Raw genomic sequence first — 12687 nt, forward strand, 5'->3', positions numbered from 1 at the left:
GCTCCGAGGACGTCAGCCGAAGAACCGCACCGTGTCGATGCGGCCGTCGCGGACCCGGTAGGCGACGAGCACGCGCACCGGCTCCTCCGCGATCCCGTGCGCGATCTCATGGTCGATCACCCAGTCGCCCTCCGTCATCCGGGCGGCTATCTCGGCGCGGCAGCGCCCCTGCTCGAAGACCGGCCCGTACCTCTCGCGCAGCGCCTCACGGCCGGTCATCCGCGTCCCGTCGCGCAGGTCGATGGTCACGTCGCGGGCGTAGGTGTCGCTGAACGCCTCCAGGTCGTGGGCGTTGTAGGCGTCGAGCTGACGCTGGACCACGGTGATCGGCTCGCTCATGGGGGTGATCATGGCATGGCGGGCCGCGCGCGTGAATCGTCCCCGGGCAGGAGGATGGTTCCCGCCCGGGGACGAGGGGCGCCCGCGGATCAGGCGTGGCCGCGGGTCAGTGGGCCCGGCTGCGGCGAGGGGTCGGGGACCGGATCGGGTCCCGGCGGCTTCGGGATCGGGTCCGGCGACGGGCCGGGGGGCGGCTGCGGCTGGGGGCCCGGCGCCGGGCCGGGGGTCGGTCCGGGGGTCGGGCCGGGGCCGGGACCCGGTGGCGGTGTCGGGTTGGGCGGCACCGGGTCGGGGTGCGTGGGCGGCGAGGTCGCGGTCAGCCTGCCGCCGTCGCCGCAGGGCTGCCGGATGAGGGTCATGGGTGCACCTCCGAACGTGGTGAGCTGCTGGACCGCGGTCGCACACCTCCCGGTGTCTCCCGCGGCCCGGGCCTGTTCGGGTACCCGTCCTTTCCCCGGTCATACGTGGCCGGCTCCTCCGGCGACAGCGGGGCGGCCGGGAAGAGTCCGCGGGCGCCCTCCATCCCCACCCACACCGGGCGGATGGCCGGCTGCGCCCGCCGCACCAGCTCGATGGCCTGGGCCGCGAACCACTTCCCGGCGCGCGGGTTCACCGTGCCGCGCTCGGGGTCCCGGGGCCCGGCGGTGCCGCGCAGACACAGCCCGTCCGACTCCCCCGGCGTCTTCACCCACAGCATCGCGTCATGCAGCGGATGCCCGGTGCGCGTGGTGGGCCGGGCGCCCAGGCCGCGGCCGGGCGGGTTGCACCAGTCCTGCGGATCCGGGTGACGGTCGGGTCGCGGCTTCCAGGGCCCGCGCCCGTTGCGGCTGGTGTCGGTGACGAAGTGCTTCATCCGGGACGGGTCGACCGCGCCGAGCCGGGAGTCCATCCAGGCCCGCGCGCGGGCCCGGCGCCAGCGCTGGGTGGGGCACGAGGCGGGGTCCTTGCCCCGGGCGGCGTAGGCGAGGCAGGAGGAGATCAGCCGGCCGTACCAGGTGGTGGCAGCGCCGGACTGGTAGTTGGAGGCGTTCAGGTAGAAGCCGGTGGCCCGCTCGACCCCGGCCGCCAGCAGCCGCGTCACGATGCTGGGCACGGTGTGCCAGGCGGAGTGGCCGGCGTCGAGGTAGACCCGGGTGCGGCGCAGCGGTTCCAGGGTGGCGACCGCGTAGTTGATCTCCCCGAACCGGGCGGCGGTCCGCTGGTCGGCTGGTTTGGCCGCGAAGGGGGACGCCTTCGAGCGGGGCGGGGAGGGGACCGGCGGGGCCCCGCCGGACCCCGTCCGCGCCTCGGCCGCGTCGGCCGTGGCGGGGGGAGCCCCGGCCGAACCGGGGAGCGCCGGCCGGGCGTCGGCCGGCCCGGCGTCGGCCGAACCGGAGCTGCGCGCGGGGCCGCCGGGCGAGCCGGACCTGGGCACCGGTCCCTCCAGGGCGTCCGCGGCCTCGCCGGCTCCGCCCGGCGCGAGACCGTCCGGCGCGAGCCCGTCCGGCGCGAGCCCGTCCGCCTCCGGCGCGTCCCCGTCCAGGGCCCGGTCGGCCCGGCCGGCGTAGCCGCGCTCGGCGGACGGCCTGTCCTGCGCGCCGGACCACGGGAAGGCGTCGTAGGCGTCGTTCACCAGGTCGTCGGGGTCGACCGGTGCCTCCTTGCCGGGCCCGGACGGGTACGCGGTGTCGGGGGCGGCGGCGTCCGGGTCGAGGTCGGCGTCGGGGTCCACTTCCGGATCGGTGTCCGGATCGTCCAGCCCGGCATCCGGATCGGCGCCGGCATCCGGATCCGGCTCGGCGTCCGGGTCGGTGTCCTGGTCCCGGCCGCCGTCGTGGTCCGGGTCGGCCTGCGCGTCGTGGTCCGGGTCGTGGTCCGCGCCCGGGTCCGTGCCGGTGCCGGGGTCGGCCGCGGCGTCGCCGTCCGGACCGCCACCGGGGCAGTCCTGCGGCAGCAGCGCCAGCGAGTCCGGCTCCAGGATGACCAGGGCCTCCCGGTCGCCGATGCCGCGGGCGACCGCGTCGATCCAGGCCCGGTACTCGGTGGTGCTGCGGACGCCGCCGGCCGAGTAGCTTCCGCAGTCGCGGCCGGGCACGTCGTAGAGCGCGAGGACCGGCACCTTGTGCTGACGGGCCGCGCGCCGGGTGGTGGCGCGCACCTGGCGCTCCACGACGGCGGGCGTCTGGTCGCCGTACCAGACCGCGTGCGGGGTGCGGATCATGGCGAGGACACCGGCGGCGTCCCGGTAGGCCCGACGCTTCATCAGCTGCATGACGTGCCGGTAGGCGTCGTTGTCCGCCGGGGGCGTGTAGAAGCGGTCGGCGGGTTGCGAGGGGACGGCGGGCGCGGCCATGCCGGTCAGCGCGGGGACGGCGGCGGTGGCCGCGACGGCCGCGACGGTAGCGGCGGTGAGGATGGCGGGTCTGCTGCGCACCCCTCCATTTCCGCGCGCCGCCGCCGGTCCGGCAACCGTGTCCTACTCCGAGTGGCGGACGGACCTTGACTGCGCGTCAGGCGACCGAATCGAACCGCCCGTGTCCGGCGAGCGGTTCGCCGTCGTGATGGATCGGGGTGTGGGCCCCCGTTAGGGGCATGCCACTGCCGCCGCGCCGGTTCGCCACGATCTCGCTCGCGATGGACAGGGCCGTCTCCTCGGGCGTACGGGCCCCCAGGTCGAGGCCGATCGGGGAGCGCAGCCGGGCCAGTTCGAGCTCGTTGAGGCCGACCTCGCGGAGCCGGGCGAGCCGGTCCAGGTGGGTGCGCCGGGATCCCATGGCGCCGACGTAGGCGACGGGCAGCCGCAGCGCGCGCTCCAGCAGCGGGATGTCGAACTTGGCGTCGTGGGTGAGGACGCACAGCACGGTGCGGCCGTCCACCTCGGTGGCGTCGAGGTAGCGGTGCGGCCACTCCACGACGACCTCGTCGGCCTCCGGGAAGCGCTGGGCGGTGGCGAAGACGGGGCGGGCGTCGCAGACGGTGACGCGGTAGCCGAGGAACTTGCCGATGCGGACCAGCGCGCCCGCGAAGTCGATGGCACCGAAGACGATCATCCGGGGGGCGGGGACGCTGGATTCGACGAGCAGTTCCAGCGGCTCCCCGCAGAGGCTGCCGTCGGCGCCGATGGCGATGGTGCCGGTGCTGCCGGCGTCCAGCATGGCGCGGGCGATGCCGGCGGCCGTGCGGTCCAGGGCGGCGCCGTCCCGCACCGGGGCACCGGCCAGGGTGCCTCGCAGGCCGCCGTCCGGCCGCACCAGCAGGGCGCGGCCGAGCATCGCGGCCGGGCCGCCGACGATCCGCGCGGCGGCCGCCGCCTCCCCTCGGGCGGCGGCGGCCAGCGCGTCGGCGTAGGGCTTGCGGACCGGGTCGCCGGCCCGGACCGGGGTGACGAGGACGTCGATGGTTCCGCCGCAGGTCAGGCCCACGGCGAAGGCGTCCTCGTCGGAGTAGCCGAAGCTCTCCCGGACCGGCTCGCCGGTCTGGAGGGCCTGGTGGCACAGGTCGTAGACCGCGCCTTCCACACACCCGCCGGACACGCTGCCGACCGCGGTGCCCTCGGCGTCGACGGCCAGGGCGGCGCCCGGCTGCCGGGGCGCGCTGCCGCCGACGGCCACCACGGTCGCGACGGCGAAGTCGCGCCCTTCCTGGCACCAACGGTGCAGTTCGGCAGCGATGTCCAGCATCGGTGATCAGCTCCTTGCCTGACGTTACTGACTTAACTGGCACCGAGCCAGTGCTCGATGGGGTCAAGGGCGAAGTAGACGAGGAAGACGCCGGTCAGGACCCACATGAAGGCACCGGGTTCGCGGTACTTGCCCTGGGCGGCCTTGATCGCGGTGTAGGTGATCACGCCCGCGCCGACTCCGGCGGTGATGTTGTAGGTGAACGGCATCAGCGCCACGGTCAGGAAGACCGGGATGGACACCGAGCGGTCGCTCCAGTCGATGTGCGCGGCGGCGCTCATCATCATCGAGCCGATCACGACCAGGGCCGCCGCCGCCACCTGTCCGGGGACGAGCTGGGTCAGCGGGGTGAAGAAGAGGCAGACCGCGAAGAACAGGCCGGTGACCACGGAGGAGAGGCCGGTGCGGGCTCCCTCGCCGACGCCGGAGGCCGACTCGATGAAGACGGTCTGGCCGGAGGATCCGGTCACTCCGCCGATCGCGCCGCCCGCGCCGTCGACGAACAGCGCCTTGGACAGGCCCGGCATGCGGCCCTTGTCGTCCGCCAGCTTCGCCTCGGTGCCGACACCGATGATGGTGGCCATGGCGTCGAAGAACCCGGCCAGGACCAGCGTGAACACGATCATGCCGACGCTGATCGCCCCCAGCTTGTCCCAGCCGCCGAACTCCACATCGCCGAAGAGCCCGAAGTCGGGTGAGGAGACGGCGCTGCCGTGCAGCTCGGGGGTGGTGCCGCCCCAGTCCTTGTCGCTCAGGCCACCGATCTTGGTGACCACGATCGACAGGATCGTGCCGACGACGATGCCGATGAGGATGGCGCCGGGCATCTTGCGGGCCTGCAGCATGAAGATCAGCAGCAGGGTCACCGCGAAGAAGAAGACCGGCCAGCCGACGAGTGCGCCGGTGCCGGTGCCGAGCTGGACCGGGCCGCCCTTGCCGACGCCCACGAAACCGGCCTTGACCAGGCCGAGCAGCGCCACGAACATGCCGATGCCCATGGTGATCGCGTGCTTGAGCGGCAGCGGGATGGCGTTCATGATCATCTCGCGGAGGCCGGTGACCACCAGCAGCATGATCACCACGCCGTAGATCACGCACATGCCCATGGCCTGCGGCCAGGTCATGTTCGGCACGACCTGGCTGACCATGGCCGCCGAGACGTTGAGGCCGGCCGCGAGGGCGAGCGGGACCTTGCCGATGAAGCCCATCAGCAGGGTGCACAGCGCCGCGGCGAACGCGGTCGCGGTGACCAGGCCGGCGTGGTCGAGAGTGGTGCCGTTGACGTCCTCGGCGCTGCCCAGGATCACCGGGTTGAGCAAGAGGATGTAACACATCGCCATGAAGGTGGTGATGCCGCCGCGCACCTCGTTCGCGACGCTGGATCCTCTGTCGGATATGTGGAAGTACCGGTCGAGCCATGACCGTCCGGCCGAGGGACGGGAGCCGTTGGCAGCGTCCTCGGCGGACGTGCTGGGCTCGACTGTTGACTGGGTCATGCGGTGCCACTCCCAAGGTTCATAGGGGCCCCCGCGCACGGTGCGCGGGATTTGGGATGTTGCTTCGGCATCACGACCCGGGGGGACGGCCCGGAAAGCGATGGTGCAAGCGTCCTCGCCGGGCGGCGAGGAACCTTGTGGGGGGGTGTCGCGGGGGGGGTGGTGCGGGGGGTTGAGGGGGGTGATCGGGGATGGACGGGGGTCGGGGGGTGGGGCTTCGCCCTGCCGGGCGGGGTGCGGGGAGGGTGTTCGGCCCGCTCGGCAGGGCGGCGCCGCCTACGTACCGGTCAGGTGCTCGGGTCGTACCGGTACGCGGTTCAGGGCCAGGCCGGTCGCCTGGCGGATCGCCGCCACCACCGCGGGGGTGGAGGAGAGCGTGGGTGCCTCACCGACGCCGCGCAGCCCGTAGGGGGCGTGGTCGTCGGCGAGTTCGAGGACGTCGACGGGGATGGTCGGCGTGTCGAGGATCGTGGGGATCAGGTAGTCGGTGAAGGAGGGGTTGCGGACCTTGGAGGTCTCGGGGTCGACCACGATCTCCTCCATGACCGCCAGTCCGAGGCCCTGGGTGGTGCCGCCCTGGATCTGGCCGACCACGGACAGCGGGTTGAGCGCCTTGCCGACGTCCTGGGCGCAGGCCAGCTCGATGACCTTGACCAGGCCCAGCTCGGTGTCGACCTCGACGACCGCCCGGTGTGCGGCGAAGGAGTACTGGACGTGGCCGTTGCCCTGGCCGGTGCGCAGGTCGAACGCCTCGGTGGGGCGGTGCCGCCACTCCAGCTCGATGTCGACCGCCTCGCCCTGAAGGACGTCGACCAGGTCGGCGAGGACCTCGCCGCCGTCGGTGACGACCTTGCCGCCCTCCAGCAGCAGTTCGGCGGTGGCCCACGCCGGATGGTAGGTGCCGAACTTGGCGCGCCCGATCTCCAGCACCTTCTCGCGGACGGCCTCGCAGCTGTTCTTCACCGCGCCGCCGGTGACGTAGGTCTGGCGGGAGGCGGAGGTGGACCCGGCCGAGCCGACCTGGGTGTCGGCCGGGTGGATGGTCACCTGGGTGACCCCCAGCTCGGTGCGGGCGATCTGCGCGTGCACCGTGACGCCGCCCTGTCCGACCTCGGCCATCGCGGTGTGCACGACGGCGACGGGCTCGCCGCCGACGACCTCCAGCCGCACCCGTGCGGTGGAGTAGTCGTCGAAGCCCTCGGAGAAGCCGACGTTCTTGATGCCGACGGCGTAGCCGACGCCGCGCACCACGCCTTCGCCGTGGGTGGTGTTGGACAGGCCGCCGGGCAGCGCCCGGACGTCCACCGCCTCACCGGCCGCCTCCCACTGCCTCGAAGGCGGCAGCGGCATCTCCTTGACCCGGCGCAGCAGTTCGGCCACCGGCGCGGGCGAGTCGACCGGCTGCCCGGTCGGCATGATGGTGCCCTGCGACATGGCGTTGAGCTGCCGGAACTCCACCGGGTCCAGCTCCAGCGCGGCGGCCAGCTTGTCCATCTGGGCCTCGTAGGCGAAGCACGCCTGCACCGCGCCGAAGCCGCGCATGGCGCCGCACGGCGGGTTGTTGGTGTAGAGGGCGATGGCCTCGATCTCGACGTCGTCGATGACGTACGGGCCCACTGACAGCGAGGAGGCGTTGCCGACCACGGCCGGGGAGGCGGAGGCGTAGGCGCCGCCGTCCAGCACGATCCGGCACTTCATGTGGGTGATCTTGCCGTCCCGGGTGGCGCCGTGCTCGTACCAGAGCTTGGCCGGGTGGCGGTGCACATGGCCGAAGAAGGACTCGAAGCGGTTGTAGACCATCTTCACCGGCTTGCCGGTGCGCAGCGCCAGCAGGCAGGCGTGGATCTGCATCGACAGGTCCTCGCGGCCGCCGAACGCGCCGCCGACGCCGGACAGCGTCATCCGGACCTTCTCCTCGGGCAGGCCGAGGACGGGGGCGATCTGCCGCAGGTCGGAGTGGAGCCACTGGGTGGCGATGTACAGGTCGACACCGCCGTCCTCGGCGGGCACCGCCAGCCCGGACTCCGGGCCGAGGAACGCCTGGTCCTGCATGCCGACGACGTACTCGCCGGAGACGATCACGTCCGCGCGCTCGCGGGCGGCTTCCACGTCACCGCGGACGATCGGCTGGCGGTGCACGATGTTGGGGTGCGGGACGTGATCGACGTGGTGATCGGCGCGGCCCTCGTGGATGAGCGGCGCGTCCTCGGCGGTCGCGGACGCCTCGTCGGTGACCACCGGCAGCTCGGCGTAGTCGACCCTGATCTTGGCGGCGGCGCGCCGGGCGGTCTCGGGGTGGTCGGCGGCGACCAGCGCGACGGGCTCGCCGTGGTGGCGGACCCGGCCGTGCGCGAGGACCGGCGTGTCCTGGATCTCCAGGCCGTAGTTCTTGACGTCGGTCGGCAGGTCCTCGTAGGTGAGGACCGCGTAGACGCCGGGCTGGGCGAGCGCCTCGGAGATGTCGATGGAGCGGATCTCGGCGTGCGCGTGCGGGCTGCGCAGGGTGTGCCCCCACAGCATGTCCTCGTGCCACAGGTCCGAGGAGTAGGCGAATTCGCCGGTGACCTTCAGGGTGCCGTCGGGGCGCAGGGTGGATTCACCGATGCCGCCCCTGGTCTGGCTGGACTGGGAGATGCCGGTGGGCGTACGCGTCACGTCGGCCATGGTCAGACCGCCTCTCCGGCGCGGGCGGCCGCCAGGCGGACCGCGTCCAGGATCTTCTCGTAGCCGGTGCAGCGGCACAGGTTGCCGGAGAGCGCCTCACGGATGTCGGCGTCGGACGGGTCGGCGTTGCGCTCCAGCAGTTCGTCGGCGGCGACCAGCAGGCCGGGGGTGCAGAAACCGCACTGCACGGCGCCGGCGTCGATGAACGCCTGCTGGATCGGGGAGAGTTCGCCCTGCTCGCCGGCGTGCGCGCCGGACGGGCGCGCCTGCCACCGCTGTGCCTGGTCCAGGCTGGTGCCGCAGGCTCCGGTGGCGCAGCTCCCCTCGGCGCGCTCCTTGGCGTAGTCGGCGAGGCCCTCGACGGTGACCACCTCGCGGCCTTCCACCTGCCCGGCGGCCACCAGGCAGGAACACACCGGCACGCCGTCCAGGCGGACCGTACAGGAGCCGCATTCGCCCTGCTCACAGGCGTTCTTGGAACCCGGCAGGCCGAGCCGCTCGCGGAGCACGTAGAGCAGGCTCTCGCCTTCCCAGACGTCGTCGGCGGTCTGCTTGCGTCCGTTGACGGTGAAGTTCACGCGCACTGTGCTTCTCCCTTGCTGCGACCGCCGCGGTAGGACTCCCAGGCCCAGCCGAGGGTGCGGCGGGCCATGATGCCGACCGCGTGGCGGCGGTACTTCGCGGTCCCGCGCACGTCGTCGATGGGGTTGCAGGCGCCGGAGCACAGCTCGGCGAACTGCTTGGCGATCGACGGGGTGATCACCTTGCCGCTCTCCCAGAAGCCGCCCTCCTCCAGCGCGGCGGCGAGGAACCGCTCCGCCTCCCGGGCCCGGACCGGGGTGGGCGCGGCCGAGCCGATGCCGGTCCGCACGGCGCGGCTGTCGGGGTGCAGGGCCAGTCCGAAGGCGCACACCGCGATGACCATGGCGTTGCGGGTGCCCACCTTGGAGAACTGCTGCGGCCCGCCGGCGGTCTTGATGTGGACGGACTTGATCAGCTCGTCCGCCTCCAGCGCGTTGCGCTTCACCCCGGTGTAGAAGTCGTCGATCTCGATGAGCCGGGTGCCGCGTACGGACTCGACCTCGACCTGGGCCCCGGCGGCCAGCAGCGCCGGGTGGGCGTCACCGGCCGGGGAGGCGGTACCGAGGTTGCCGCCGACGCCGCCGCGGTTGCGGATCTGCGGAGAGGCGACCGTGTGCGAGGCGAGCGCCAGCCCGGGCAGCTCGGTCCGCAGGTTCTCCATGATCCGGGTGTACGGGACGGAGGGCCCGAGCCGGACCGTACCGCCGTCCGGGCTGACCTCCCACTCGCTCAGCTCACCGATGCGGTTCAGGTCCAGCAGGTACTCGGGCCGCCGATGGTCGAAATTGATCTCGACCATGATGTCGGTCCCACCCGCGATGGGCACGGCCGTGGGGTGCTCGGCCTTGGCGGCGAGCGCTTCCTCCCAGCTGGCGGGGCGCAGGAAGTCCATGGTGATCTCTTCTCGGAATCGTTCGGTGGGGAGGTGAGAGGGGGTATTCGAAGTCCGTTCCTGTCCTGGGCCCTGTCCGGACCCGAGATGTGATCTCCAGACAGCACCGCACGCGGCCTGACGCAAGTACACCGACGCCGTGTCCACCTGGTGCAGTCACGGAAAACATGAAGCGGTTGGCTGGCCAGGGGGCAGGTCTTGTAGATTCAGACGAAAGACGGGGGCCGGAAACCTCGCGGCATACCACCGGCAACATCACGACAGATCGGCTGGCAACGACATGCGGCTGCGCGCACTGCTGGAGACCGAGGCCCTGGGCCTGCGACTGCTCGGCGGCGAAGAGGAGCTGGACCGCACGGTACGGGGCGTGATGACGACCGATCTGCGCGACCCCAGCCGGTATCTCACCGGGGGCGAGCTGGTGCTCACCGGCCTGGCCTGGCGGCGCGAGCCCGCCGACTCGGAGCGCTTCGTGCGCATCCTGGCCGCGGCCGGGGTCGCCGGTCTCGCGGCCGGCGAGGCGGAGCTGGCCAATGTCCCGGCGGACCTGGTTCAGGCGTGCGCCCGGCACCGGCTGCCGCTGTTCTCGGTCGTCGAGGACGTGTCGTTCGCGTCGATCACCGAGCACGTGGTGCGGCAGGTGTCCGGGGAGCGGGCCGGGGATCTGGCCGCGGTCGTCGACCGGCACCGGCGGCTGATGACGTCCGGCCCGGCCGGCGGCGGACCGGACGTGATCCTCGATCTGCTCGGCTCCGACCTCGACCTGAGCGCCTGGGTGCTCTCCCCCACCGGTCGGCAGATCGCCGGGGCGCACCCCGGCGGCACCCCGGACCGGCCCGCGCCCGAGCTGCCCGCGGCGGTGTGCGCGCGGCTGGCGGGCGAGCACCTGGCCGCGGTCCGCGGCGGGCGGCGCGCCCCCTACCGGGTCGTGGTCCCCGGCGCCGGCACCTACTCGCTCTTCCCGGTCCACAGCGGCGCCCGCACCGGCGCCCGGGACGTGCGCGAGACGGTGCTGTCGGACTGGCTGCTGGCGGTGGAGGCCGACGCCGGTGACTGGCCGGAGGAGCGGCTGGACCTGCTGCACGGCGTCACCCAGCTGATCGCGGTGGAGCGGGACCGGCGGGACGCGGCCCGCACCGTGCGGCGGCGGCTGGCCCAGGAGGTGCTGGAGCTGGTCCAGGCGGGGGCGCCGCCGGCCGAGATCGCGGCCCGGCTGCGGGTCGCCGCGCCGGTGCTGCTGCCGGGGCTGGGCAGCGCCCCGCACTGGCAGGTCGTGGTGGCCCGGGTGGAGTGGGGGCTGCCGGGCGAGGGTGGCCCGGTCGGCGACGAGCCGGCGGGCGGCCCGGTCGCGCAGTCGCTGCTGGAGGAGATGCTGGTCGAGCCGGACACCACCGGATCGGAGCCCTCGGACCGGATCGCGGTGGCGCACACCGGCGACGAGGCGGTGGCCCTGGTGCCACTGCCCGCCGTCGCGGACGACGAGCAGGACGCCGCGCTCCACGCCGACCGGCTGCTCGCCGCGGTCCGCGAACCGCTCGGCCGCGGGCTGGACGGCGACGGGCGGCTGACCATCGGGGTGAGCGCCACCGTGCACTCGGCGGAGGGGCTGCGCGGCGCGCTGGAGGAGGCCCGGCACGCCCGCCGGGTCGCGGCGGCCCGGCCCGGCCGGGTGTGCGCCGCCGGCCACCAGGAGCTGGCCTCGCACGTGCTGCTGCTGCCGTTCGTCCCCGACGACGTGCGGCGCGCCTTCACCGCCCGGCTGCTGGACCCGCTGCGCGACTACGACCGGCGCCACCGGGCCGAGCTGATCCCCACCCTGGAGGCGTTCCTGGCCTGCGACGGCTCCTGGACCCGCTGCGCGACCCAGCTGCACCTGCACGTCAACACGCTGCGCTACCGGGTGGGCCGTATCGAGCAGTTGACGGGCCGGGACCTGTCGCGGCTGGAGGACAAGCTCGACTTCTTCCTGGCCCTGCGGATGAGCTGACAAGCCGCCACCATCGGAGTGCCGTCTTCCGGTAGAACCGTGGAGAGCCGCGGGGCCGCGGGCGAGCGACCCCACCGTGACGGGCGGACGAAAGCTTTGTGAATCCGTTCACACCGACCTCTTGGCCGCCCCCGCGGATCCGTGCTGAGATTCGCTCACGGCTTCCGGCTCCATGGCGCTTGGGGAGGGCAATGTGGCGGACACCGCCATGTCACGGTCTGGATCGTCGGATGCGCGGGAGGGGCTGGGGGGCCCACTGGACACGGCGGTGTGGCGGCTCAGGTCACGCGGCTGCTGGACGGACGCCGCCGAGCTGCTGGCCCCGCGCGCCGCGGCGGACCCGGCCGCCGCGCTGAAGCGCACCGCGCTGCTGACCGAGCAGTGCATGTTCACCGCACAGGGCTGGGAGTGCGCCGAGGACGCGCTGCGCGCCGCGGAGGCGCTGGTCACCAGCGACGAACACCGCGGCACGGCCGCCTGCGAGCGCGGCCATCTGGCGTACGCCTCGACGCTGTTCGGGGTGCGCGACCGGGCCGACGAGGCGCGGGCCGCGCTGGGCCGGGCGGCCGCGCTGCTCGCCCCCGGCTCACCCGCCCGTCCGCTGCTGGACTTCCGGCGCGGCCTGCTCGCCCAGCACCTGGCGCAGAATCCGGCCGGCGCGCAGGCCGCGTTCCAGCGCGCGCACGCCGGTGCGGCCACCCACGGCGACGAGCTGCTGCGCTCCTTCACCTGGCGGCACCTGGCCGCCCTGGCCGAGCTGAGCGGCGACCTGGCCGAGGCGCGCCGTGGATTCGCCGAGTCGCTGCGCATCCGCGAGGAGCTGGGCTATCTGATCGGCATCGCGCCCGCGCTGGCGGCGCTGGCCGAGGTCGAGGAGGAACCGGAGGCCGGGCGGCTGCGCGCCGAGGCGAGGCGGCTGGTGCGGCTGCTGGGCGGGGTGCCGTCCTGGCTCGCCGAGCAGCTGCGCCCGTCGCCGGACGGGAACCCGCCCGGCACCTGACGCGGCGGGGACGGGACCTCGCCCGGCACCTGATGCGGCGGCCGGACGGGAACCGGCCCGGCACCTGA

General features: G+C 73.7%; 10 protein-coding genes. 2 read left to right on the forward strand and 8 right to left on the reverse strand.

The features are described from left to right. Positions 1 to 12 precede the first annotated feature (12 nt). The 8 genes from AC4BDD_RS05725 to AC4BDD_RS05760 form a co-directional block, all read right to left on the reverse strand. On the reverse strand, positions 13 to 339 hold the full coding sequence (locus tag AC4BDD_RS05725; protein WP_490689869.1) for a nuclear transport factor 2 family protein: 327 nt from the start codon (positions 337 to 339) through the stop codon (positions 13 to 15). Positions 340 to 428: 89 nt separating this feature from the next. Next, the gene (locus tag AC4BDD_RS05730) at positions 429 to 698 is read right to left on the reverse strand and encodes a hypothetical protein (RefSeq protein WP_490689870.1); all 270 of its coding nucleotides are present in this window, start codon (positions 696 to 698) and stop codon (positions 429 to 431) included. Next, positions 695 to 2752, reverse strand: coding sequence for a glycoside hydrolase family 6 protein (locus AC4BDD_RS05735; protein ID WP_490689871.1), 2058 nt, complete (start codon positions 2750 to 2752; stop codon positions 695 to 697). The genes AC4BDD_RS05730 and AC4BDD_RS05735 overlap by 4 nt, the downstream gene beginning before the upstream one ends. Positions 2753 to 2828: 76 nt before the next feature. Beyond that, positions 2829 to 3998, reverse strand: a complete 1170-nt coding sequence (locus AC4BDD_RS05740) for an XdhC family protein (protein ID WP_490689872.1) — start codon at positions 3996 to 3998, stop codon at positions 2829 to 2831. Between the two features lie 32 nt (positions 3999 to 4030). Next, entirely contained in the window at positions 4031 to 5494 is a 1464-nt protein-coding gene (locus AC4BDD_RS05745) for an NCS2 family permease (RefSeq protein WP_490689873.1), read from the reverse strand. 276 nt (positions 5495 to 5770) lie between these two features. Beyond that, the gene (locus tag AC4BDD_RS05750) at positions 5771 to 8158 is read right to left on the reverse strand and encodes a xanthine dehydrogenase family protein molybdopterin-binding subunit (RefSeq protein WP_490689874.1); all 2388 of its coding nucleotides are present in this window, start codon (positions 8156 to 8158) and stop codon (positions 5771 to 5773) included. 2 nt (positions 8159 to 8160) lie between these two features. Beyond that, positions 8161 to 8742 (reverse strand): (2Fe-2S)-binding protein, encoded by a 582-nt coding sequence (locus AC4BDD_RS05755; RefSeq protein WP_490689875.1) that lies wholly within the window; start codon positions 8740 to 8742, stop codon positions 8161 to 8163. Then, entirely contained in the window at positions 8733 to 9632 is a 900-nt protein-coding gene (locus AC4BDD_RS05760; protein WP_490689876.1) for an FAD binding domain-containing protein, read from the reverse strand. The genes AC4BDD_RS05755 and AC4BDD_RS05760 overlap by 10 nt, the downstream gene beginning before the upstream one ends. Positions 9633 to 9912: 280 nt before the next feature. On the opposite strand from AC4BDD_RS05760, the gene AC4BDD_RS05765 reads away from it, so the two are divergent. After that, positions 9913 to 11619 carry a PucR family transcriptional regulator gene (locus AC4BDD_RS05765; protein ID WP_490689877.1) on the forward strand — a complete coding sequence of 569 codons (1707 nt, stop codon included), beginning with the start codon at positions 9913 to 9915 and terminating at the stop codon, positions 11617 to 11619. A gap of 208 nt (positions 11620 to 11827) precedes the next feature. After that, the gene (locus AC4BDD_RS05770) at positions 11828 to 12619 is read left to right on the forward strand and encodes a hypothetical protein (protein ID WP_490689878.1); all 792 of its coding nucleotides are present in this window, start codon (positions 11828 to 11830) and stop codon (positions 12617 to 12619) included. Positions 12620 to 12687: the final 68 nt, after the last annotated feature.

Source organism: Streptomyces sp. JLBT605, from assembly GCF_058215555.1.